Genomic DNA, 22,291 nt, shown 5'->3' on the forward strand with positions numbered 1-22,291 from the left:
CCGCGCCTCCCGCTCCAGTCACCCGAGCCACCCCGCTCAGCCCTGCGTGCTCTCAGTCGGGTGGGACAGGACCCTGGCCTCACTCGGCCCACCGGCCGGCGTCCCCGGCCTGTCCGACTGGTCCGACCCGTCCGCCCGACCGGCCCGACCTGCCCGACCTGCCCACCCGCCCCGCCCGGCAGCCCACGCCCCTCGCTCAGCCGGCGGCATACCCGGGATCAGCCTTCCAGGCCCCGCGGCCCGGCCGGCCTCCCCTCCTCCCGTCTCGCCTGCTCACCCATGCCACGACCGCCACAGCGCCGCATACGCCCCGTCCGCCCTGACCAGCTCGTCGTGGCTGCCCAGCTCGCTGATCCGGCCGTTTTCGACGACGGCGATGACGTCCGCGTCGTGGGCGGTGTGGAGGCGGTGGGCGATGGCGACGACGGTGCGGCCGTCGAGCACGCGGGCCAGGGAGCGTTCCAGATGGCGGGCCGCGCGGGGGTCGAGGAGCGAGGTCGCCTCGTCCAGGACCAGCGTGTGCGGGTTGGCCAGCACCAGACGGGCCAGCGCGATCTGCTGGGCCTGGGCGGGAGTGAGCGCGAACCCGCCCGAACCGACCTCGGTGTCCAGACCGTCGTCGAGTGCACGGGCCCACGCGTCCGCGTCGACCGCGCCCAGCGCCGCCCACAGCTCGGCGTCGGTCGCGTCGGTGCGGGCCAGCAGCAGGTTGTCGCGCAGGGAGCCGACGAACACGTGGTGCTCCTGGTTGACCAGGGCCACGTGGGAGCGGACCCGCTCGGCGGTCATCCGGGACAGTTCGGCGCCGCCGAGGGTGATCCGGCCGTCCCGGGGCGCGTAGATGCCCGCGAGCAGCCGGCCCAGGGTCGACTTGCCCGCGCCCGAGGGGCCGACCAGCGCCAGCCTGGTGCCGGGGGCGACCTCGAGGGAGACCTTGCGCAGCACGTCCACGCCCTCCAGGTACCCGAAGTGCACCCGGTCGGCGTGCACGTCGCGGCCGTCGGGTGCCAGCCGGGCGTCCCCGGCGTCCGGCTCGATGTCGCGGACTCCGACCAGCCGGGCCAGCGACACCTGGGCCACCTGCAGCTCGTCGTACCAGCGAAGGATCAGTCCGACCGGGTCGACCAGCATCTGGGCGATGAGCGCACCCGTCGTCAGCTGACCGACCCCGATCCAGCCCTGCAGGACGAACACCCCGCCGATGATCAGAACGGAGGCGAGCACGGTCACATGGGTGACGTTGATGACCGGGAAGAGCACCGACCGCAGCCAGAGCGTGTAGCGCTCCCACGCCGTCCACTGCTTGATCCGCAGTTCCGACAGCTCGATCCGGCGTCCGCCGAGGCGGTGGGCCTCGACGGTGCGCCCGGCGTCCACGGTCTCGGCGAGCGCGGCGGCCACGGAGGCGTATCCGGCGGCCTCCGAGCGATAGGCGGCGGGCGCACGCTTGAAGTACCAGCGGCAGCCGACCACCAGCAGCGGCACGGCGAGCAGCACGGCGGCGGCGAGCGGGGGCGCCGTGACGACGAGCCCGCCCAGCAGCAGGGCGGCCCACACGACGCCGATCGCCAGCTGGGGCACGGCCTCGCGCATCGCGTTGGCCAGCCGGTCGATGTCCGTCGTGATCCGGGACAGCAGGTCACCGGTCCCGGCGCGCTCCAGGACACCGGGCGGCAGGCCGACCGACCGTACGAGGAAGTCCTCGCGAAGGTCGGCCAGCATCCGCTCGCCGAGCATCGCGCCGCGCAGCCGCACCTGCCAGACGAACGCGGCCTGAATGAGCAGGGCGACCGCGAACAGGCCGATGGTGAGCTCCAGATGAAGCTCACGGGTGCCGGTGCCGGTGTCGTCCGACACCCGCTCCACCAGCCCGCCCAGCAGCCATGGCCCCGCCATGGAAGCCACCACGGCGACCGTGTTGACGATGACGAGGAGCACGAAGGCGCGGCGGTGCCGGCGGAACAACTCGACGACATAGGCGCGTACGGTCGCGGGGGCGCCGACCGGCAGCGTGTTCGCCGTCGTCGGGGCCGCCGGGTCGTACGCCGGTGGCGCAACGCCGATCATGCCGACTCCTCGATCTCTTCCAGTTCCTTCAGGACGTCATTGAGGGCGGACCCTTCACGCAATCCGCTCTGGCGGGCGGCCCTTTCGGGCAGTGCCTCGTCGCGGGCCGCCTCATCCTCGGTCTCCCGGGTCACGACGGCCCGGTACCGCGGCTCGGCGTGGACCAGTTCGCGGTGCACGCCGACCGCCGCGACCTCGCCCTCGTGGACGAGCACGACCCGGTCGGCGCGGTCCAGGAGCAGGGGCGAGGAGGTGAAGACGACGGTCGTGCGCCCCGCCCGCAGGTTCCGCACGCCCTCGGCGATCCGGGCCTCGGTGTGCGAGTCGACGGCCGAGGTCGGCTCGTCCAGGACGAGCACCTCCGGGTCCGTGACCAGCGACCGGGCGAGCGCGATGCGCTGGCGCTGGCCGCCGGACAGGGACCGGCCGCGCTCGGTGATGCGGGCCTCCATCGGGTCCTCGGTGTCGAGCGATCCCTGGACCAGTGCGGCGAGGACGTCCTCGCACTGCGCCGCCGCGAGCGCTTCCTCGGCACCGACGTCGCCGGACCTGGGTACGTCGAACAGTTCGCGCAGTGTCCCGGAGAGCAGTACGGGGTCCTTGTCCTGTACGAGGACGGCCGTACGGGCGTTGTCGAGCGGCAACTCGTCGAGCGGGACACCGCCCAGGAGTACCGACGCGCCCTCCTCCGAGGGGTGTCCGCCCAGCCGTTCGGCCAGCCGTCCCGCCGCGTCCGGGTCGCCGCACACCACGGCGGTGAGTCGGCCGGAGGGGGCGAGCAGTCCGGTGTCCGGGTCGTACAGATCCCCGGAGGGCATCTCGGACCCGTCGCGGGACCCGTCGGTGTCGGTGACCCGCTCCAGCGACAGGACACGTGCGGCCCGTCGGGCCGAGGGCCGGGAGAAGGAGTAGGCCATCGCGATCTCTTCGAAGTGGCGGAGCGGATAGGTGAGGATCATGACCGAGCTGTAGACCGTGACCAGTTCGCCGACGGTGACCCGGCCCTGGCGGGCCAGGTGGACGCCGTACCAGACCACCGCGATCAGCAGCAGGCCCGGCAACAGCACCTGGATCGCCGAGATCAGGGACCACATCCGGGCGCTGCGCACGGCCGCGTGGCGTACCTCCTGGGAGGCGCTGCGGTAGCGGTCGAGGAAGAGCTCCTCGCCGCCGATGCCGCGCAGGACGCGCAGGCCGGCGACGGTGTCGGAGGCCAGCTCGGTGGCGCGGCCCGCCTTCTCGCGCTGGAGGTCGGCGCGTCGGGTCGCCCGGGGCAGCAGCGGCAGCACGGCGACCGCCAGCAGGGGCAGCCCCACGGCGATCACCACACCGAGCGCGGGCTGGTAGACGACCAGGCCGACGCAGACCACCACGAGGGTGACCGCAGCCGCCGTGAACCGTGACCAGGCCTCGACGAACCAGCCGATCTTCTCGACGTCACCGGTGGATACGGCCACGACCTCACCGGCCGCGACGCGCCGGGTCAGCGCCGAGCCCAGCTGTGCGGCCTTGCGGGCCAGTACCTGCTGGACGCGGGCGGCGGCAGTGATCCAGTTGGTGACGGCGGTGCGGTGCAGGAAGGTGTCGCCGAGCGCGTTCCCGATGCAGCACAGCACCAACAGGCCGCCCGCGAGGGCGAGTTGTCTGCCGGAGCGGTCGACGACGGCCTGTACGGCGACGCCGACGCAGAACGGCAGCGCGGAGACGGACAGGAAGTGCAGCAGCCCCCAGGCCAGGGCCTTCAGCTGTCCGTCCAGCTGGTTCCGGAAGAGCCACCACAGGAATCGGGGACCCGAGCGTGCGTCCGGCACACCTGGATCGGGATACGGAAGGTCTTGAATCTGCATGACGTCCCAGTGGCTCGTGTCAGTGGGGGGATCAGGGATGGGGATGAGGTGCGGTTCGGGTGCCGATACGGGGAGCGGGCAGCGCTCGGCGGATCGGCGCCGCGGAGCAGCAAACCGTGACAGATTCGCGTCGCAGCGTGGCCGGACGCAAGCGGTTTTCCCGGCCGCCGCACAGATCCGGCTGCCGCGCCGGCCCCGAGAAGCGTTGCGGCTCCGGTGGTAGTCCGGCCCGAGAAGCGTTGCGGCTCCGGTTGCCAGTCCGGCCCGAGAAGCCGTGATGGCCCCCGCTACCGCTGAGGCCTCCGACGGCGTTGCGGCTTCCCGCTGTCGGCCCGGCCCTCTGCCTGCGGCCATTGCCGCCCCCCGCCGCCGCTCGCTGCTCTGAGGCCGTTGCCGCGCCCCGCTGCTCGCTGCTGAAGCCGTAGCCGCCCTCGCCACCCCCGGCTGCCCGTCGACCGGCGCCGCCCACGTTGCCGCCAGGGCAGTGGCTCTCCCCGCCGGTAGGCCGCTGCCCGCGCTGCCCGCCGGCTGCCGTGCTCGCCCCCGGTCGGCTGTCGCCCCCGGTCAGCCGTCGCGACCGGCCAGCCGTCGCTCCCGCCACCGCCCCGACTGCGGTGCGACCATGGACCGATGCGGAACGGCGGACTACGGCGAGTCATGGTCGCGGCGGCGGCCCTCGGCTCCCTCCTGACGGCCCTCACGACCCTGACCGCGTGCGGCGGCGCGCAGCACGGCGTCGGTTCGGGCGGCGGCAAAGCTGCGCCCACGCGACCGGCCGCCACCGTGGACCCGACGCGCATCCCGGGCGTCGGCGACCGGTGGCAGCGCCGCATCCCGGCCGAGTCGCGCCAGGTGGTGGCGGTCTACGGCGATGGCAAGAACTCCCCGGACGCCACGGTCGTGCTCTACACCAAGCGCGGCTCCGCCTGGGACCGCATGCGCAGCTGGCCCGCGCACAACGGCAAGAAGGGCTGGACCACCGACCATCACGAGGGCGACAACCGCAGCCCCGTAGGGGTGTTCACGCTCAGCGACGCGGGCGGCGTACGGAAGAACCCCGGGTCCAAGTTGCCGTACACGCGGTCAGGTGCGTTCGCCGCGCCGCGCTGGTGGGCGAAGTCGTACTGGCACGACTTCGACTACGTGATTGCCATCGACTACAACCGCGTCAAGGGCACCCCGCCCAATGACCCCACCCGTCCCGAGGGCCGGCACAAGGGCGGCAGCATCTGGCTGCACATGGACCACGGCAGCGGCACGTCGGCCTGCGTCAGTCTGTCCGGATCGGCGATGGAGTACCTGCTGCGCACGCTCGACCCCGATCGCCATCCCGTGGTGGTGATGGGGGACAGGGGTGACCTGAAGCGCCCGCACTGACGCGGTAGGCGTCATTGCGGAGGATGCCCGACTCGCCGTAGAACACCGGCCATGAAGAGACGGATCGTCATGTCCATGCTCGCGGGAGTGACCCTCCTGGCGAGCACCCTCCTCGGAGCGCGCCCCGCTCCCGCGGCCCAACTCCCCGAAGTTCCCGCCGAGTTCGGCACCGACTGGCACGACCCCCTCACCGCCGCCCCGCCCGTCACCGAGCCCTCCGGCAAGTCCTGCCAAGTCACCGTCGCCGAGGCACAGTTCCGCGACTTCACCCCGTACAAGGGCACTTACACCCCGCCCGACGGCTGCGGTGACCGCTGGAGCAAGGTCGTGCTGCGGATGGACGGCAAGGTCAAGGGGCGCCAGTACGACCGGCTCGGCCATCTGCAGGTCGGCGGGGTCGAGGTCTTCCGTACGTCGACCCCGGAGCCGTCCCCGGACGGGATCGAGTGGTCCGTGGAGAAGGACGTCACGCGATACAGCGACACCTTCCGGCGCAGCCAGGACGTCGAGATGCTCATCGGGAACGTCGTCGACGACACGTACACCGGCGTCATCGACGTCAAGGTCACGCTGACGTTCTACGCCGGCCGCCCAGCCGCCGGCACCCCCGACCGCGTCCTGACCCTCCGGGACGGCACGCTCACCACGCCGCGCAACAGCGAACGCATCGTCGCCGAGGTGTACGCCACCGGCTCCGGCGGCGGTTGTGAGGAGTTCTGGTACCTGTCGGCGCCCGAGCCGGCGCCGTACTCCTGCAAGGCCGCCGGCGGCCCCTATCGTGAGGTGCAGGTCGAGGTCGACGGTCAACTCGCCGGCATCGCCGCGCCGTTCCCGCACGTCTGGACGGGCGGCTGGTCCAACCCCTTCCTCTGGTACGTCACTCCGGGACCGCGGGCGTTCGACGTCAAGCCGATCGAATACGACCTGACGCCGTTCGCCGGGCTCCTCAGCGACGGGCGCCCGCACCGCGTCGAGGTCTCCGTCGTCGGCGTCCCGGAGGGGCAGAGCGGCTGGAGTGCGCCCGTGAACGTCCTCGTCCGCCAGGACGCGAAGAGTGCCCACGTCACCGGCGGACTCACCGCGCACAAGGTCGGTGACCTCGCCAACTCCTCGACGTACACGCCCGGTTCGGAGCACCGGGTGATCACCGAGGGTGGTCACCGGCTGACCGTCGCCGGATACGTCGACACCTCGCACGGCCGGGTGACGACCACCGTGCGCCGGTCGCTCGCGAACAGCTCCGCGCACCGCTGGACCGACGGCGAGAACCTGGACGCCCTCGACGCCACCTGGACGGACGACCAGTCGGTGACCGTCGACGGACGCGGGCCCGCCCGGACGACGCGCACGCAGCGGACGTACACGATGGACGGCTCGATCACGATCGGCGCGGACGACCGGCTGCGCACGGTGCTGACCCTCGGTGACCGTGCCGGGGTCGTGACGACCGAAGGCGGACGGCGGACCGCGTGGTCGTGGCTCGATGACACCGTCGAGGGCGACGCCGCATGGACGTTGAACGTGCCACGCGACCAACGGCACGCGGTCGGCACGACGAGCGAGCGCTATCGGCTGTTCGGCTCGGGCGGCTCCCGCGGCCCGGGCGGCTCGGGCGGGGCAGGCGGCTGTTACGACCGCTCACTCACCAGCGTCCAGGGGGTACTCACCGAGGATCGCCGGGGCTGTTGAGGCCAGTTGTGTGCGATGTGCCACTCGGGGCGTGATTTACGCGGATGCAACACGGGGGTCTTGTGCGGGACCAACATCACCCTCAATGTGATCGCCACGGAATGCGCTTTCCGTATGGCAGAAGTCCCGCCGTCCCCTTGGGGCTTCTGTGTGCCGCCGTCCCCAAGGAGTTCCCGTGCCGCCGCCCGTACCGTCCCTTCCGCGACGCGTCGCACGCACACTGCGTACCTCTCTCTTCGCGCAGGTCGCCTGCGCGCTCGTACTCGGAATCGTCGTCGGGAAGCTGTGGCCCGGATTCGCCGCGGACCTCCAGCCGCTCGGCGACGGTTTCATCCGGCTCATCAAGACGATCATCTCCCCGCTGGTGTTCTGCGTGGTCGTCGTCGGCATCGCCAAGGCCGGTGATCTGAAGGCGTTCGGCCGGATCGGGCTGAAGGCGCTGATCTGGTTCGAGGTCGCGAGCACGCTCGCGCTGGTCATCGGCCTTCTCGCCGCCAACGTGGTCCAGCCCGGTGCCGCGATGAACGTCGACCCGTCCACGCTCGACGCCTCGGCGGTCGACGCGAAGACGGGCGGCGGGCAGCTGCCTTCGACGACCGAGTTCGCGCTGGAGGCGATCCCGACCTCGTTCATCGGGGCCTTCGCGGAGAACTCCCTCCTCCAAGTGCTCGTCCTGGCCTGCCTGGTGGGTGCGGCGCTGCTGCATCTCGGCCACACCAAGGTGCCGCAGGTGCTGCCCGCCATCGAGCAGGCCCAGGAGATCATCTTCGCGATCGTCGGCTTCGTCATGCGGCTGGCCCCGATCGCGGTGTTCGGCGCGATGGCCGTCCTCATCGGCAACTACGGGCTCGGCGTCATCGAGACGTACGGCAAGCTGATCGTGCTGTGCTACGCCGCCGCGGCGCTCTTCATCGCGCTGCTCGCCGTCGCCCTGAAGGTGGTCACCGGGCTCAGCCTCTGGAAGTTCCTGCGCTACATCCGCGAGGAGATGCTGCTCGCGCTCGGCACCGCCTCCACCGAGTCCGTCCTGCCGCGTGTGATGCAGAAGCTGCGCAAGGCGGGCGCCCGCGACGACGCCGTGGGCCTGGTGCTGCCGACGGGCTACTCCTTCAATCTCGACGGTGCCTCGCTCTACCTGTCCATCGGCACGCTGTTCATCGCCCAGGCCGTGGGCGTGGACCTCAGTCTCAGCCAGCAGATCACCGTGGTCCTGGTGCTGATGCTGACCAGCAAGGGCATGGCGGGCATCCCCGGCTCGGCCTTCCTCGCCCTGTCGGCGACCGCCTCCTCGCTGGGCGCCATCCCGGCCGGAGCCGTCGCTCTGCTCCTCGGCGTGGACCGCATCATGGACTCGATGCGCGTCGTCACCAACCTCCTCGGCAACTGCGTCGCCGTCTTCGCGGTCTCCCGCTGGGAGGGGGCTCTCGACAAGGAGCGGGCGAAGAAGGTGCTGGACGGCGAGATCGTGGTCGAGTTGGACGACGAGGAATCGGAGAAGGTGCGGCTCGGGAAGCCAGGGACGCCCGGGGCCTCCGGGACCTCCGGGACCTCCGGGACCTCCGGGACCTCCGGGACCTCCGGAACCTCCGGGACCTCCGGGACCTCCGGGACTGAGGCTCCGGGTCCCGAGGAGCCCGTCGCCGTGCCGGTCCAGGGTGCAAAGGAGACGGCTTCCGGGGCCGGCTGAGCCCGCCCACCGCAATGGCCGCGGCCACCACTCCAGCAGCATGGAGCGGTGGCCGCGGCCATTTCATGTGCCCCTCGGCTTCATGTGCCCTCTCGGCTTCGCGTGCCCTCTCGGCGCGACGTGCCCCCTCGCCAAAGGCCGCTCAACACCGCGGCTCGGCAGCCCCGTCGATCAGCGTGTCCAGCAACTCGCCCAGCACCCCACGCTGTTCGTCCGTCAGCGGCGCGAGAATTTCCGCCGCGGCCGACCGGCGTGCACCGTGCAGCTCCCGCAGAGCCCCCCGCCCGTCGTCGGTGAGCTCGATCCGGATCACCCGCCGGTTCGTCGGATCCGGCACCCGCCGTACCTTCCCGCTCGCCTCCAGCCCGTCGACCAGCGTCGTCACCGCGCGCGGGACCACCTCCAGGCGCTCGGCGAGATCGGCCATCCGGGGTGGTGAGTCGTAGTGCGCGAGCGTGCGCAGCAGGCGGGACTGGGCCGGGGTGACGCCCAGGCCGCACTCGTGCAGGTGGCGTTTCTGGATCCGGTGCACCCGGCGGGTGAAGCGCAGTAGCTGCTCGGTGAGCGGGCCGTCGGGATCGGGGGTGGTCATGCGGGAACAATATCAGGACTACATTCATTGTGAGCATAGGTAACAATGAGCTAAGCTCCGTCAGTCCGCATCGCCACACCTCCGTAGGAGCCCATGCATCCCGAGCACGAACCCGTCCGGACGCCACTCGCCGAGGAGCAGGAACAGCCCCGGCAGGTGCGCCGCATCCTGAAGCTCTTCCGTCCCTATCGCGGCCGCCTGGCCGTCGTAGGCCTCCTCGTCGGCGCCTCGTCGCTGGTCGGCGTCGCCACGCCCTTCCTCCTCAAGGCGATCCTCGACGTCGCCATCCCCGAGCGCCGCACCGGCCTGCTCAGCCTGCTCGCGCTCGGCATGATCCTCAGCGCGGTCCTGACCAGCGTCTTCGGCGTGCTGCAGACCCTGATCTCCACGACGGTCGGCCAGCGCGTCATGCACGACCTGCGCACCGCGGTCTACGGCCGCCTCCAGCGCATGTCCCTCGCCTTCTTCACCCGCACCCGCACCGGCGAGGTCCAGTCCCGCATCGCCAACGACATCGGCGGTATGCAGGCCACCGTCACGTCCACCGCGACCTCCCTGGTCTCCAACCTGACCAGCGTGGTCGCCACGATCGTCGCGATGCTCGCCCTCGACTGGCGCCTGACCGTCGTCTCGCTGCTCCTGCTGCCGGCCTTCGTCTGGATCAGCCGGCGCGTCGGCAACGAACGCAAGAAGATCACCACCCAGCGCCAGAAGCAGATGGCCGCGATGGCCGCCACGGTCACCGAGTCGCTCTCGGTCAGCGGCATCCTGCTCGGCCGCACGATGGGCCGCTCCGACTCGCTGACCGACACCTTCGCGGACGAGTCCGAGCGACTGGTCGACCTCGAGGTGAGGTCGAACATGGCCGGCCGGTGGCGCATGGCCGTCATCACCATCGTCATGGCCGCGATGCCCGCCTTCATCTACTGGACCGCGGGGATGGCCCTCCAGCTCGGCGGCCCGCAGGTCTCGATCGGCACGATCGTCGCCTTCGTCTCGCTCCAGCAGGGCCTGTTCCGTCCGGCGGTCAGCCTGCTGTCCACCGGCGTCCAGATCCAGGCCTCGCTCGCGCTCTTCCAGCGCATCTTCGAGTACCTCGACCTGCCCATCGACATCACCGAGCGGGACAACCCCGCCCGCCTCGACAACATCAAGGGCGAGGTCCGCTTCGAGAACGTCGAGTTCCGGTACGACGGCAAGAGCGGCCCGATCCTGGACGGCATCGACCTGACCGTCCCGGCGGGCGGCAGCCTCGCGGTCGTCGGCCCGACCGGCGCCGGGAAGTCGACGTTCGGCCACCTCGTGCCGCGGCTGTACGACGTGACGGGCGGCCGGGTCACCCTCGACGGGGTCGACGTGCGCGACCTCGACTTCGACACCCTCGCCCGCGCGGTCGGCGTCGTCTCGCAGGAGACGTACCTCTTCCATGCGTCGATCGCGGACAACCTGCGCTTCGCCAAGCCGGACGCCACCGACGAGGAACTGCATGCGGCGGCGAAGGCGGCCCAGATCCACGACCACATCGCGGCCCTGCCCGACGGCTACGACACGGTCGTCGGCGAGCGCGGTCATCGCTTCTCCGGCGGTGAGAAGCAGCGGCTGGCCATCGCCCGCACCATCCTTCGTGACCCGCCGGTCCTCATCCTCGACGAGGCGACCAGCGCCCTGGACACCCGCACCGAACATGCCGTCCAGCAGGCCATCGACGCCCTGTCCGCCAACCGCACCACGGTGACCATCGCGCACCGTCTGTCCACCATTCGGGGCGCCGACCAGATCGTGGTACTCGATGCGGGGCGTGTGGCTGAAAGGGGCACCCATGAGGAGCTGTTGGAGCGGGACGGGCGGTATGCGGGGCTGGTCCGCCGAGACGCCCAACTGGAGCCGACGGGGTGACGTTATGCCGAGTTTGTGAGCATGTGGGGGTTACCGTGCCCGCATGCACATGAACACTCCGTCACGGAGCACGATTCGACTGACGCGCCGGGGCCGTATCGCCCTCATCGCCGCCGGCGCCGTCGTGGCCGGCACCGCCGTGGCGGTGCCGCTGCTGAGCGTGGGTGAGGAGGAGGCGAAGCCCACCACGCTGGTGATCCCGGAGGGCTGGCGCGCGAGCCGGATCTACACAGCCGTCGACAAGGCGCTCACCCTGCCTGCCGGGACCACGAAGAAGTCGCTCGCGAAGCTCGACCTCAAACTGCCGAACGACGCCGACGGCAACCCCGAGGGCTACCTCTTCCCGGCGACGTATCCGCTTGAGCGCGACGGGAAGAGGGCTACGCCCGACTCCCTGCTGTCGGCCATGGTCGACACCGCCAACAAGAAGTTCAGCGGAGCCCCGATCGCCGCCGGCGCGCAGCGCAACTCGATGAACGTCTATCAGGCGGTCACCATCGCGAGCATCGTCCAGGCCGAGGCCGCCACCAAGCCGGACATGGGCAAGGTGGCCCGGGTCGTCTACAACCGGCTGGAACGCGGGATGCCGTTGCAGATGGACTCCACCATCAACTACGCCCTGAACCGCTCCACGCTCAGGACCACCGAGGCCGACACGCGGATCGAGAGCCCGTACAACTCGTACCAGCGCATGGGCCTGCCGCCCACGCCGATCGCCAACCCGGGCGAGGAGGCGATGCGCGCCGCGATCAATCCGTCCGCGGGCGACTGGCTCTACTTCGTCACCGTCAAACCCGGCGACACCCGCTTCACGGCCGACTACTCGGAACACCAGCGCAACGTGGCCGAGTTCAACGCCGAGCAGAAGAAGCTGAAGAAGCAGAAGGCGAGCCCGAAGCCGACGAAGTGAGCCGGCGGGGTGTCTTGTGCGACCCGGCGCGGCGGGACGTGGACCGGTGGGCGGGCGTGCGTGTGCGGTGGACGTCGGCGCCTCGGGCAACGCCGCGCCCGCCGGGCCGGATGGCTCGCCCGCCCGTCACGCGGCCGCCACCGGCTCCTCGGCCAGCAACCGCCTGATGTCCCGTACGGCCGCGCGGCCGGCTCGGTTGGCGCCGATCGTGCTGGCGGACGGGCCGTAGCCGACCAGGTGGACGCGGGGATCGGCGACCGCGCGTGTGCCTTCCACGCGGATGCCGCCGCCCGGCTCGCGCAGGTGCAGGGGGGACAGATGGTCGATGGCGGCGCGGAAGCCGGTCGCCCAGAGGATGACGTCGGCGTCCACGCGGCGCCCGTCGTTCCACGCCACGCCGTCCGGCGTGATCCGGTCGAACATGGGCCGCCGGTCCAGGGTGCCGTCCGCGAGCCCCTGCCGGATGGCGTCGTTGAGGGGCAGCCCCGTGACCGAGACGACGCTCTTCGGCGGTAGCCCCTGCCGGACCCGCTCCTCGACGAGCGCGACGGCGGCCCGGCCGAACTCCTCGGTGAAGGGACCCTCGCGGAACACGGGCGGGCGCCGGGTGACCCACGTCGTGGCGGCCGCGTACCGGGCGATCTCCAGCAGGTGCTGGGTACCGGAGGCGCCGCCGCCCACCACGACGACCCGTTTCCCGGCGAACTCCTGCGGCCCGGGGTAGTGGGCGGTGTGCAACTGCCGTCCCCGGAACGTCTCCTGGCCGGGATAGCGCGGCCAGAACGGCCGGTCCCAGGTGCCGGTCGCGTTGATCAGCGCCCGCGTCGACCAGGTCCCCGCCGAGGTCTCGACGAGCAGCCGCCCGTCCGGACCCTCGCGCACGGCCGCCACGTCGACGGGCCGTCGGACGCGTAGGCCGAAGGTGCGCTCGTAGCGGTCGAAGTACTCGGCGATGACCTCGGACGACGGCCGCTCGGGGTCGGCGCCGGTCAGCTCCATCCCGGGCAGCGCGTGCATCCCGTGGACCTTGCCGTACGTCAGGGACGGCCACCGGAACTGCCAGGCGCCGCCGGGACCGGGGGAGTGGTCGAGCACGACGAAGTCGCGGTCCGGCTCGAACCCGGTGCGCCGCAGGTGATAGGCGCTGGACAGACCGGCCTGACCAGCGCCTATGACGACCACGTCGACGATGTTGACCGCCTCGGCATCATTCACGGTTCTACCAACCGCATCGAGGCCGTGGATCTTCCCGAGGCCCGGAGGGGGCCGGCGGCGCCGGCCCCGAGAGCTCAGCGCCCGCCCGCGACCAGCAGCGGAACCCCGGCCACCGCCTCCGAGGCCGCATCGGGGATGTCGGCGATATCGCCGATCAACCCGCGCGCCGCCAGTACGGGAATCACCCCCTCCCCGAACCAGTACGCCTCCTCCAGATGCGGATACCCGGACAGCACGAAGTGCTCGACTCCCAGCGCGTGGTACTCCTCGATCCGATCCGCGACCTCGGCATGGCTGCCGACCAGCGCCGTCCCCGCGCCACCCCGGACGAGTCCGACGCCCGCCCAGAGGTTCGGGTGGATCTCCAGGTCGGAGCGGGAACCGCCGTGCAGGGCGAGCATGCGCCGCTGGCCCACCGACTCGCTGCGGCCCAGTGCCGCCTGCGCGGCAGCGACCGTGTCGGCGTCGAGGTCGTCGAGCAGCCGGTTGGCGGTGGACCAGGCCTCCGCCGACGAGTCGCGCGAGATGGTGTGCAGCCGTATCCCGAACCGGACCGTGCGCCCCTCCCGCTCGGCGAGCGAGCGGATCCAGTCGATCTTCTCCTTCACCTGCGCCGGCGGTTCGCCCCAGGTCAGATAGACGTCCGCATGCCGCGCCGCGACCGGCCCGGCCGCCGGGGAGGAACCGCCGAAGAACAGCTGCGGCACCGGCTCCGGCGGCAGTGCAGTCAGCCCGCCGTCGACCTGGTAGTGGGCGCCGTGGAAGTCGTACGGCTCACCGCGCCACACCCCGCGTACGACGGACAGGAACTCGTCCGTGCGGGCATAGCGCTGATCGTGGTCGAGGCGGTCGCCGAAGCGGCGCTGCTCGGCCGAGTCGCCGCCGGTGACGACGTTGAGCAGCAGCCGCCCGCGCGTGATGCGCTGGTAGGTCGCCGCCATCTGCGCGGCGAGCGTCGGCGAGATCAGGCCCGGCCGGAACGCCACCAAGAACTTGAGGCGTTCGGTGTGCTGCGCCAGGGCCACCGTGGTCAGCCAGGCGTCCTCGCACCAGGTGCCGGTCGGCGTGAGGACCGCCTCGAAGCCCAACTGCTCGGCGGCCTTGGCGATCTGGGCCAGGTAGTCGATGTCCGGCGGGCGCACCCCGCTCGGCCGCCCGCCCTGGTTGGACCCGTAGGCGTGCCGGTCGACGAGGGTGCGGCCGTCGCCGCCCGTCGGCAGGAACCAGTGGAGACGTACGGTCATGTCACGAGCCTTCCGAGGGACGGGGCGCGGCGGTCGACGGCGGGAGGTCACCGTTGAACCGGGTGTCGGTGAAGGCGCCGAAGTCGACCTTGTTCGGGATGAGCTTCAGATCGGCGAACGTGTCGACGATCTCCTGCTCGGAGGCGATGAGCGGCTTGTCGACGGCCACCGCGACCCGGGTGGTGTACGTCCGCTTCACCGCGGCCAGCGCCACGTCCTCGGGCAGCCCGGTGTCCTTCGCCCAGACCTTGGCCCAGTCGTCCTCGTGCGAGTACACCCACTGCTGGGCGCGCCGCAGCCGCTCCAGGTAGTCCTTGACGGCGGCGGCCTTCTTCTTGTCCTGCAGCGCGCTCGGCGCCGCCACCTGGAAGGTCAGCCCGTTGGTGATGCCGTCGCCGGTGGTCAGGACACGGCCCTGCTTCGCCTTGAGCACCTGCGAGGTGTACGGGTCCCACACCGCCCACGCGTCTACCTTGCCGGAGGTGAACGCGGCCAGCGCGTCGGCCGGCTGGAGGTATTTGACCTTCACGTCGCTCAGGCTCAGCCCGGCCTTCTTGAGGGAGGCGACCAGTTGGTAGTGGGCGGAGGAACCCTGGGCCACGGCGATCGACTTGCCCTTGAGCTGTGCGGTCCCGGACAGCTTGGAGTCGTTCGGGACGAGGATGGTGTCGCCCTTGGACGTGCCGTGCCAGGCGGCCACCACCTTGATCTTCGAGCCCGCGCCGGCCGCGAAGACGGGCGGCGTGTTGCCGACACCGCCTATGTCGACGGCCCCCGCGTTGACGGCCTCCAGAAGCGGCGGGCCGGAGCTGAAGGTGGACCACTTGATCTTGTAGTCGAGGTTCTCGAGCTCTCCGGCGGCGCGCAGGATCGCCTCCGAACCACCCTTCTGGTCACCGACGTTGAGGGTGAGGGAGCCCTGGCCGTCGGTGTCGGACCCCGTGCTGGCGGACGAGTTCCCGCCGCAGGCCGTGAGCAGGAGCGCGAGGGGGAGGAGAAGCGCGGCGGGGACGAGACGTCGTCGCATGATGGTTCCGTTCTGGGGTGGGTGGTTCAGGCGGCTTCGGCGGCGGTGTCGACGCCGAGCCGCTCCAGGAGTCCGGCGCGCAGTTCCGCGAACCGGGGGTCTGCGATGTCGCGGGGCCGGTCGAGGTCGATGCGCTGTTCGTGCGCGATCACCCCGTCGTCCATCACGAGGACGCGGTCGGCGAGGAGGACCGCCTCCTCCACGTCGTGCGTGACGAGCAGCACCGCGCAGCCGCGCCGCTGCCACAACTCGCCGACCAGGCGCTGAGCCTTGATCCGGGTGAGCGCGTCGAGCGCACCGAACGGCTCGTCGAGCAGCAACAGATCCGGCTCGCGGACCAACGCCCGGGCGAGAGAGGCCCGTTGGGCCTCGCCGCCGGAGAGAGTCTTGGGCCACGCGTCCCTACGGTGGTCCAGGCCGACCTCCTTGAGCGCCTGCTCGGCGACGGCACGACCGGGCTTGCCCGGCAGGCCGAGCAGCACGTTGCGCCACACCTTCTTCCAGGGCATCAGCCGCGGCGACTGGAACGCGACGGCCTTGCGGCGCGGTACCAGGACGGTGCCCTCGATGTCGCGGTCGAGGCCGGCGAGGATGCGCAGCAGCGTGGACTTGCCGCAGCCGCTGCGGCCCAGGAGTGCGACGAACTCGCCGGGGCGGACGTCCAGGTGGAGCCGGTCGATGACGGCTCGCCCGTCGAAGGAGCGGGTCAGCCCCTCGACGTGCACGGCCTGGACGGTCTGTGCGGCGACATGGGCGGCCTGGGCGGCCCGGGTGGTAGGCACGGCCTCGGTGGCCTTGGGGCTCACCGGCCGGTGAACGTCGGTCGCCATTGCAGCAGCAGCCTTTCGAGGGAGCGGACGATGAAGTCGGCGAACAGGCCGAGGAAGGCGTAGACGATCAGGCAGACCACGATCACGTCGGTCCGCAGGAAGTCCCGTGCCTGCACCATGAGGAACCCGATGCCGGAGTCGGCGTTGACCTGCTCGGCGAAGACGAGGGCGAGCCAGGCGATGCCGAGCGAGTAGCGCAGGCCGGTCAGGGCACCCGGCAGCGCGCCGGGCAGTACGACGTGCCGTACGAGCCCCCACCTGGACAGCCCCAGGGACTCCCCGGCCTCGATCAACTGGGCGTCCACGCCGCGGATTCCGGCGTACACATTGAGGTAGAGCGGGAACGTCACGCCGAGCGTGATGATGGCGACCTTGGGGGCCTCGCCGATGCCGAACCAGATGATGAACAGCGGGATGAGCCCGACGAAGGGCACGGTCCGCAGCATCTGCACGGGCGCGTCGACGAGGTCCTCACCGATCCGGAACAGCCCGGACAACAGGGCGAGTCCGGTGCCGACGACCGTGCCGAGCAGCAGCCCGAGCGCGACGCGCTGCAGTGAGGTGCCCATGGCGGACGTCAGCGAGCCGTCGGCGATCAGGTCACCCCCGACCTGCGCGATCCGGCCGGGTGAGGCGAGCACGTCCGCAGTCAACACACCGGTGCTGCTGAGGGGTTGCCAGAGGGCGAGCAGCAGCAGCGGTCCGGTGGTGCGACGCAGCCAGCGGGGCACGCGGGTGCGGCGGGAGGAGGTGGGGACGAGCGGGACGAGGTCGGGGGAGGGGCCCTCAGCGACGCCGACTGGATCGGCGATATCGGAAATATCGGATTCAACTGAATCGGGCGGGGCGTGGCTGATGCTCATGAGTGCTCCACGGGAGGAGAGCGGCAGGTGATGAGACGCGCCGCGCCGCGGACCCGCCGCGCCGGATGCACGATCAGGGCATCAGGCGTGCGGGCAGGGGGGTGAGCAGGCGCGAGGAACGCGGGAGAAGCGAGGAAAGGGCGTCAGCAGCCGCGGCGACACGCGGCGGAGGCCACCCGCAGCAGGTCGATGTGACCGCGCGTGGTGAGCAGGGCTGAACGCAACATGCCGCTGAAATTAGCCAGATGGCGCCGTGACGGTCAACGGTGTCTCGCGAAGTGGACCTCGTGTATCGCGGCCCGGTCGTCACGCTGCCGCCGCCGGCACGTGTCCTCGCGCGTGAACTCCCATGGATGGGCCAGGATGGAGAACATGTCAGACGCCTTCACCACCCGAGTTCTGAACGTCGCCTCCGGCTCCTCGGAGCGGGTCGTGGATGTCACCCGCGAATGCGAGGCCTTCCTGCGGGAGGTGGCGCAGGGCCGCGACGGTCTGCTGAACGTCTTCGTGCCGCACGCCACGGCCGGCATCGCGATCATCGAGACGGGCGCCGGCAGCGACGACGACCTCCTGGCCGCCCTGCACACCCTGCTCCCCGCCGACGACCGCTGGCAGCACCGCCACGGCAGTCCCGGCCACGGCCGCGACCACGTCCTCCCGGCCATCGTCCCGCCGCACGCGACGCTGCCGGTGCTGAACGGGCGGCTGGAACTCGGGACGTGGCAGTCGGTGTGCCTCGTGGATACGAATAGGGATAATCCGAGCCGTCAGGTGCGATTGAGCTTCATGGGGTGAACCGAGCGGGACTGTCCTGGCGACCGTCTGCCCGCTTGTCGGCGGGCGGGGCTCGGGCCCTCCTCGTAACGGCCGCAGCCCTCCGCGACCAGGCGCTTGCCCATGGCGGTGATCAGCGGGTCGCGGCGGCAGATCTGGAAGGAACCGGCGCCCGGTAGCGCCTCGTACTCGGGCCGGGGCCGGGGCCGGGGGCGGAGCCTCCGCCGCCGCCCGGCTTGCCCCGCAGGCGGTCCGCGATTCGGGAGCGCATGCCGTCCATCGGGAGCCGCGCGGGTCCTGCTTGCCCGGCTCCCACTTCTCGTGGCCAGGCGCTTCTGCACGTCGAAGGGCATCTTCAGGTAGGCCTCGCCCTCGTGGTACGGCTTCTCCTCGCAGCAGTGCACGGTGACGAACTCCAGCGCGTCGCGCGGGGCGTCGGGGGAGTCCCCCAAGGTCGGCCGGACGGCGCGGCGTGTGACGGCCCTCGTGGTCGGGACTGCCGTCGCCCTTGCGGTGGGGATGGTCTGGCTGACGGGCGGGGAGGTGTCACCCGGTGAGGCCACGACGGTGTCGGTTCCGCCGCCGGGCTGTCGTGGACAGGCCTGCGAGGGCGGCGATCCGCGGAGCATGGCCTGCGGACGGGACGCGCGCACGCCGGCCGGCTGGCGCACCCGCGCGGGAGCCGGGTTCGAGATCAGGTTCAGCGCGCGATGCGATGCGGCCTGGACGCGGATCTGGCAGACCCGGGTCGGCGATCGCGTCGAGATCACCGCACCCGGAAGCCCGCCCCAACGGGCCGCCGTCGCCGACAAGTTCGACGCCAGGGGGTACCTCTTCACGCAGATGGTCCCGGCACGACAGCTCTCGGCGCTGCACGCCTGACTCATGCCCGCGTCCGGTGACGCGCGCGAGTGCGTCGCGCCTTGGGGCCTCGCTCAGCGGCTGGCGGCGAGTGCCGAGAGGACGGCGCGGGTGAGGCGGGCGACGTAGGCGTCGTCGGTGGGTCCGCCGACCGCGAGCATCCTGAAGTACAACGGGGCGCCGAACAGGTCGACGGCCAGGCCCATGTCGATGTCGGCCGGCAGCTCTCCGCGGTCGATCGCCTGGTGCAGCACCGTCGCCACCGCGGCGCGCCGGGGGGCGAGGACCGCCTCGTGGAGCGCGGCACTCAGCGAGGGGTTGCGGGCCGACTCGGCAACCAGGTCGGGGACGATCCGGCCGACGAGTGGATGGCGGAGGTCGGCCATGGTGTCCCGGACGAACCGTTCGACGTCGTCGGGCAGTGATCCGGAGTCGGCCGTCGCGGGGAGGTGTTCGGCGGCGGCCTCGGAGACCAGCTCCACGACCATCGCCTCCTTGGAGGGCCAGCGGCGGTAGAGGGCCGCCTTGCCGACGCGGGCCCGGCGGGTCACGGCCTCCATCGACATCCGGGCGAACCCGGTCTGGGCGAGCTCCTCGAACACCGCGCGCCTGATCGTCTCGGTCACGGACTCCCGCAGGACCGCGGAGCCCGTGGGCCTGCGGTCGACGTCGTCACGGCTGGTCGATTCCACTGCGGGAGATTAACACCGAACGGAACGGTTGCGTTCCGTCCGGGCCGGGTGTACGTTCCGGCGCGAGACGGAACGGCCCTGTTCCGTTCCATCTTGAAAGGGGTCCCGATGAAGTTCCTCTTCGACGACGCGGCGTTCTCCTTCCAGGCGCTGCGCACGGCCGGGCACGCCGCTTACGCGGGCGCCGATCTCGGCGAGGTCCTGGCCGCCTGCCGCAACATCCCCGACGGCGACGAGGAGGCCTGGTGCCGGGGGTGGACCGCCGTCGCCGAACGCCTCCACCGTGTCGGTGCCGAGGCACTCGCCGCCGGCCACCGGGTCAGCGCCCGCGAGTCCCTCCTGCGGGCCTCGAACTACTACCGCACCGCCGACTTCTTCCGCGTCGAGGACCGGGACGCCGACCTCGAGTCGGCCCGCCTCGCCCGGTGCTCGCGGCAGACCTTCGCGCAGGCGGCACAGCTGTTCGACACTCCGGTCGTGCCCCTGCGGATCCCCTACGAGGACACCACCCTCCCGGGATACCTGTTCCTCGTGGACGACACGGGCCGCAGCCGGCCCACCGTCATCCACCACGGCGGATACGACTCCACCCTGGAGGAGCTGTACTTCATGGCGGCCGGCGGGGCACTGCGCCGCGGCTACCACGTCCTCGCCTTCGAAGGCCCAGGCCAGCAGTCCGTCCGGCGGGAGCAGGGACTGGTCTTCCGGCCGGACTGGGAACACGTGGTCACGCCCGTGGTGGACCACGCCCTGACCCGCCCTGAGGTGGACCCTGAGAGGCTTGTGCTGTTCGGCACCAGCTTCGGCGGACTGCTGGCCGCCCGCGCCACGGCCTTCGAGGACCGCTTCGCCGCGTGCGTCCTGCACAACGGGGTCTACGACTTCTACGAGGTCCCCCTTCGCGGCATTCCGCCCTACCTGGGCGAGTGGGTGACGGACGGCCGGGACGACGTGGCCGGGCCCGCGCTGGCCGTCAGCATGGCCCAGAGCACCCAGGCGCGCTGGTTCGTGCGGCACGGCATGTGGGTCTTCGGGGCCAAGACGCCCCCCGAGGCGCTGCGCGCCTGCGCGCCGTACAACCTCGACACCGCGGCCGCGCACATCACCTGCCCCACGCTCGTCCTCGACGCGGAGAACGACCTGGCCTTTCACGGCGAGGCCCGGCGGGTGCACGAGGCGCTGCGCTGCGCGAAGGAGCTGATGTTGTTCACCGTCGCCGAAGGGGCCGGCGAACACTGTCAGGAGGGCGCGGCACTCCGCTTTCACCAGCGGGTCTTCGACTGGCTCGACGAACGTCTGGCCCGCGCATGACCGTTGGGGCGGACACCCGGTCGGCCACGGCGGACGGCACCCGCCGCCGGGCCCGCACCGTCCTGGCCCTGCTGGCGCTCTTCATCGTCGTCAACGCCGCTGACAAGGCCGTCCTCGGCCTGACCGCGGGCCCCATCAAGGACGACCTCGGGCTCTCCGCCACCGAGTTCGGCGCCATCGCCAGCAGCTTCTACCTCCTGTTCAGTCTCTCGGCCGTCTCGGTCGGCTTCCTGGGCGACCGCATCCGCCCCCGGCCCCTGCTCGCCGTGCTCGCCCTCGTCTGGGCGGCGGCGCAACTGCCGATCCTCCTCCCCGCCACAGGATTCGGAGCCCTCGTCGCCACCCGGATCGTGCTCGGTGCGGGTGAGGGGCCGGGCTTCCCGCTGGCCAACTACACGGCGTTCACCTGGTTTCCGGAGAAGCGGCGCGCGCTGCCCTCGGCCGTCGTGGTCGCGGGCGGCGCGGGGGGCACCGTCCTGGCCGCCCCGCTGGTCGTCCTGGTCACCAACACCCTCGGCTGGCGGGCCGCGTTCGGCCTGCTCGGGGCCGCAGGCGTGGTGTGGACCCTGGTCTGGCTGCGGGTCGGCGGCGGCGGGCCGTACGCCGCACACCTGGGCCCCGGACAGGCAGACGACGAACCGTCGGCAGGGGACGTCCCGACGGTCTCCGCCGACGGGGCGCGCCCCACGGTCCCCTTCCGGCGCATCGTCACAACGGGCACCTGGCTCGGGGCCACCTTCTCCACCTTCGCGGTCATGTGGACGCTCTCCCTGGGTTTCGCCTGGCTGCCGCTCTTCCTGGAGGACCAGGTGGGCTTCAGCGACGCGGAGATCAGCGGGATCGTCGGGCTGCCGGCCCTGTCCATGGCCGTCCTGGTCCTCACCGCGGGAGCCGTCGCGCACCGGCTGCTGCGGAGAGGGGTGACCGCCCGGGTCGCGCAGGGACTGGTCGGCGCGCTGCTGCCGCTTCTCGCCGGCCTGTGTCTGCTACTCGCGACTCGGGCCGGTCCCGCCCCCCTCCTGCTGCCGTTGCTGGTCCTGGCGTTCTCCGCGGGCAACGGACAGACCCCCCTGACCAACGCGGCGATCGCGGACATCTGCCCGGCCGGCCGGCGCAGCGCCGCCCTGGGCCTCTCGTACGCCCTCGCCGCCCTCTCGAGCCTGCTCGCCCCCTATGTCACCGGGCGGATCATCGACGCGGCGCCCACCGAGGCCGCCGGCTACGGTCGGGCCTTCGACCTGGCCGCCTGTCTGCTGATCGCCGGTGCCGTGGTCTCGGCGCTCCTGATCCGACCCGACCGGGACGCCCTCACCTTGCTCGCCGCACACCCGGCGACGTCCAGCGCGTCCGCCGCCTCCAGCGTGTCCGCCGCCTCCAGTGCGGACGCGGAGCCCACAGCGAAGGAGTGA

At 71.6% G+C, this 22,291-nt stretch carries 20 protein-coding genes; 9 read left to right on the plus strand and 11 right to left on the minus strand.

Features of this window, described 5'->3' with window-relative positions; genetic code table 11:
• Positions 1 to 273 precede the first annotated feature (273 nt).
• Complete coding sequence (locus tag OG331_RS42115; protein ID WP_406206988.1) at positions 274 to 2,067, minus strand: ABC transporter ATP-binding protein; 1,794 nt, start codon at positions 2,065 to 2,067, stop codon at positions 274 to 276.
• Positions 2,064 to 3,914, minus strand: a complete 1,851-nt coding sequence (locus tag OG331_RS42120) for an ABC transporter transmembrane domain-containing protein (RefSeq protein ID WP_406206991.1) — start codon at positions 3,912 to 3,914, stop codon at positions 2,064 to 2,066. Before OG331_RS42120 ends, OG331_RS42115 begins: the two co-directional genes overlap by 4 nt.
• 630 nt (positions 3,915 to 4,544) lie before the next feature.
• Between OG331_RS42120 and OG331_RS42125 the strand changes: the two genes are divergently transcribed.
• The 3 genes from OG331_RS42125 to OG331_RS42135 all read left to right on the plus strand — a co-directional run bounded on the left by OG331_RS42125 (position 4,545) and on the right by OG331_RS42135 (position 8,667).
• A complete protein-coding gene (locus tag OG331_RS42125) occupies positions 4,545 to 5,291 on the plus strand; it encodes a hypothetical protein (protein ID WP_406206994.1) in 747 nt (248 codons plus the stop codon).
• Positions 5,292 to 5,342: 51 nt separating this feature from the next.
• The gene (locus tag OG331_RS42130) at positions 5,343 to 6,980 is read left to right on the plus strand and encodes a peptide-N4-asparagine amidase (protein WP_406206997.1); all 1,638 of its coding nucleotides are present in this window, start codon (positions 5,343 to 5,345) and stop codon (positions 6,978 to 6,980) included.
• A 175-nt stretch (positions 6,981 to 7,155) separates the two neighbouring features.
• Positions 7,156 to 8,667: a cation:dicarboxylate symporter family transporter gene (locus OG331_RS42135; protein ID WP_406207000.1), complete on the plus strand. Its 1,512-nt coding sequence runs from the start codon at positions 7,156 to 7,158 to the stop codon at positions 8,665 to 8,667.
• A 142-nt stretch (positions 8,668 to 8,809) separates the two neighbouring features.
• Here the strand turns inward: OG331_RS42135 and OG331_RS42140 are convergent, their stop codons facing one another.
• Positions 8,810 to 9,259: a MarR family winged helix-turn-helix transcriptional regulator gene (locus tag OG331_RS42140; protein WP_406207003.1), complete on the minus strand. Its 450-nt coding sequence runs from the start codon at positions 9,257 to 9,259 to the stop codon at positions 8,810 to 8,812.
• Positions 9,260 to 9,352: 93 nt separating this feature from the next.
• Here OG331_RS42140 and OG331_RS42145 point away from each other — a divergent pair, with 93 nt between their 5' ends.
• Both OG331_RS42145 and mltG read left to right on the plus strand, forming a co-directional pair.
• Positions 9,353 to 11,155, plus strand: coding sequence for an ABC transporter ATP-binding protein (locus tag OG331_RS42145; RefSeq protein WP_406207006.1), 1,803 nt, complete (start codon positions 9,353 to 9,355; stop codon positions 11,153 to 11,155).
• A 43-nt stretch (positions 11,156 to 11,198) separates the two neighbouring features.
• Entirely contained in the window at positions 11,199 to 12,065 is an 867-nt protein-coding gene (gene mltG, locus OG331_RS42150) for an endolytic transglycosylase MltG (protein ID WP_406207009.1), read from the plus strand.
• A 126-nt stretch (positions 12,066 to 12,191) separates the two neighbouring features.
• Here mltG and OG331_RS42155 read toward each other — a convergent pair whose 3' ends face one another.
• The 6 genes from OG331_RS42155 to OG331_RS42180 form a co-directional block, all read right to left on the minus strand.
• Positions 12,192 to 13,280, minus strand: coding sequence for an NAD(P)-binding domain-containing protein (locus tag OG331_RS42155; protein WP_406207012.1), 1,089 nt, complete (start codon positions 13,278 to 13,280; stop codon positions 12,192 to 12,194).
• A gap of 74 nt (positions 13,281 to 13,354) precedes the next feature.
• Positions 13,355 to 14,524 carry an LLM class flavin-dependent oxidoreductase gene (locus OG331_RS42160; protein WP_406207015.1) on the minus strand — a complete coding sequence of 390 codons (1,170 nt, stop codon included), beginning with the start codon at positions 14,522 to 14,524 and terminating at the stop codon, positions 13,355 to 13,357.
• 1 nt (position 14,525) lies between these two features.
• Positions 14,526 to 15,551, minus strand: coding sequence for an ABC transporter substrate-binding protein (locus OG331_RS42165; RefSeq protein ID WP_406207018.1), 1,026 nt, complete (start codon positions 15,549 to 15,551; stop codon positions 14,526 to 14,528).
• A 26-nt stretch (positions 15,552 to 15,577) separates the two neighbouring features.
• The gene (locus OG331_RS42170; protein ID WP_406207021.1) at positions 15,578 to 16,381 is read right to left on the minus strand and encodes an ABC transporter ATP-binding protein; all 804 of its coding nucleotides are present in this window, start codon (positions 16,379 to 16,381) and stop codon (positions 15,578 to 15,580) included.
• Positions 16,354 to 17,244 (minus strand): ABC transporter permease, encoded by an 891-nt coding sequence (locus OG331_RS42175; protein ID WP_406207024.1) that lies wholly within the window; start codon positions 17,242 to 17,244, stop codon positions 16,354 to 16,356. The genes OG331_RS42170 and OG331_RS42175 overlap by 28 nt, the downstream gene beginning before the upstream one ends.
• A 143-nt stretch (positions 17,245 to 17,387) precedes the next feature.
• Positions 17,388 to 17,471, minus strand: coding sequence for a putative leader peptide (locus OG331_RS42180; RefSeq protein ID WP_349817350.1), 84 nt, complete (start codon positions 17,469 to 17,471; stop codon positions 17,388 to 17,390).
• A 145-nt stretch (positions 17,472 to 17,616) separates the two neighbouring features.
• Here OG331_RS42180 and OG331_RS42185 point away from each other — a divergent pair, with 145 nt between their 5' ends.
• Complete coding sequence (locus OG331_RS42185) at positions 17,617 to 18,039, plus strand: secondary thiamine-phosphate synthase enzyme YjbQ (protein ID WP_406207027.1); 423 nt, start codon at positions 17,617 to 17,619, stop codon at positions 18,037 to 18,039.
• Here the strand turns inward: OG331_RS42185 and OG331_RS42190 are convergent.
• Positions 18,012 to 18,470, minus strand: coding sequence for a hypothetical protein (locus tag OG331_RS42190; protein WP_406207029.1), 459 nt, complete (start codon positions 18,468 to 18,470; stop codon positions 18,012 to 18,014). The genes OG331_RS42185 and OG331_RS42190 overlap by 28 nt on opposite strands.
• Positions 18,471 to 18,492: 22 nt before the next feature.
• On the opposite strand from OG331_RS42190, the gene OG331_RS42195 reads away from it, so the two are divergent.
• Positions 18,493 to 18,900 carry a DUF2690 domain-containing protein gene (locus OG331_RS42195; protein WP_406207031.1) on the plus strand — a complete coding sequence of 136 codons (408 nt, stop codon included), beginning with the start codon at positions 18,493 to 18,495 and terminating at the stop codon, positions 18,898 to 18,900.
• Positions 18,901 to 18,953: 53 nt separating this feature from the next.
• Here OG331_RS42195 and OG331_RS42200 read toward each other — a convergent pair whose 3' ends face one another.
• Positions 18,954 to 19,571, minus strand: coding sequence for a TetR/AcrR family transcriptional regulator (locus OG331_RS42200; RefSeq protein WP_328429343.1), 618 nt, complete (start codon positions 19,569 to 19,571; stop codon positions 18,954 to 18,956).
• A 108-nt stretch (positions 19,572 to 19,679) separates the two neighbouring features.
• Here OG331_RS42200 and OG331_RS42205 point away from each other — a divergent pair, with 108 nt between their 5' ends.
• Both OG331_RS42205 and OG331_RS42210 read left to right on the plus strand, forming a co-directional pair.
• A complete protein-coding gene (locus OG331_RS42205) occupies positions 19,680 to 20,882 on the plus strand; it encodes an alpha/beta fold hydrolase (RefSeq protein WP_406207035.1) in 1,203 nt (400 codons plus the stop codon).
• Positions 20,879 to 22,291, plus strand: coding sequence for an MFS transporter (locus OG331_RS42210; RefSeq protein ID WP_406207038.1), 1,413 nt, complete (start codon positions 20,879 to 20,881; stop codon positions 22,289 to 22,291). The genes OG331_RS42205 and OG331_RS42210 overlap by 4 nt, the downstream gene beginning before the upstream one ends.

This window comes from Streptomyces sp. NBC_01017, assembly GCF_045162795.1.
Lineage (GTDB): Bacteria > Actinomycetota > Actinomycetes > Streptomycetales > Streptomycetaceae > Streptomyces > Streptomyces machairae.

Bases quoted from the DNA above. Each gene is read 5' to 3' on its own strand.
- OG331_RS42115 (WP_406206988.1), bottom strand. From the start codon at position 2,067: ATGATCGGCGTTGCGCCACCGGCGTACGACCCGGCGGCCCCGACGACG.
- OG331_RS42120 (WP_406206991.1), bottom strand. From the start codon at position 3,914: ATGCAGATTCAAGACCTTCCGTATCCCGATCCAGGTGTGCCGGACGCA.
- OG331_RS42125 (WP_406206994.1), top strand. From the start codon at position 4,545: ATGCGGAACGGCGGACTACGGCGAGTCATGGTCGCGGCGGCGGCCCTC.
- OG331_RS42130 (WP_406206997.1), top strand. From the start codon at position 5,343: ATGAAGAGACGGATCGTCATGTCCATGCTCGCGGGAGTGACCCTCCTG.
- OG331_RS42140 (WP_406207003.1), bottom strand. From the start codon at position 9,259: ATGACCACCCCCGATCCCGACGGCCCGCTCACCGAGCAGCTACTGCGC.
- OG331_RS42145 (WP_406207006.1), top strand. From the start codon at position 9,353: ATGCATCCCGAGCACGAACCCGTCCGGACGCCACTCGCCGAGGAGCAG.
- mltG (WP_406207009.1), top strand. From the start codon at position 11,199: ATGCACATGAACACTCCGTCACGGAGCACGATTCGACTGACGCGCCGG.
- OG331_RS42160 (WP_406207015.1), bottom strand. From the start codon at position 14,524: ATGACCGTACGTCTCCACTGGTTCCTGCCGACGGGCGGCGACGGCCGC.
- OG331_RS42165 (WP_406207018.1), bottom strand. From the start codon at position 15,551: ATGCGACGACGTCTCGTCCCCGCCGCGCTTCTCCTCCCCCTCGCGCTC.
- OG331_RS42170 (WP_406207021.1), bottom strand. From the start codon at position 16,381: ATGGCGACCGACGTTCACCGGCCGGTGAGCCCCAAGGCCACCGAGGCC.
- OG331_RS42175 (WP_406207024.1), bottom strand. From the start codon at position 17,244: ATGAGCATCAGCCACGCCCCGCCCGATTCAGTTGAATCCGATATTTCC.
- OG331_RS42180 (WP_349817350.1), bottom strand. From the start codon at position 17,471: ATGTTGCGTTCAGCCCTGCTCACCACGCGCGGTCACATCGACCTGCTG.
- OG331_RS42185 (WP_406207027.1), top strand. From the start codon at position 17,617: ATGTCAGACGCCTTCACCACCCGAGTTCTGAACGTCGCCTCCGGCTCC.
- OG331_RS42205 (WP_406207035.1), top strand. From the start codon at position 19,680: ATGAAGTTCCTCTTCGACGACGCGGCGTTCTCCTTCCAGGCGCTGCGC.
- OG331_RS42210 (WP_406207038.1), top strand. From the start codon at position 20,879: ATGACCGTTGGGGCGGACACCCGGTCGGCCACGGCGGACGGCACCCGC.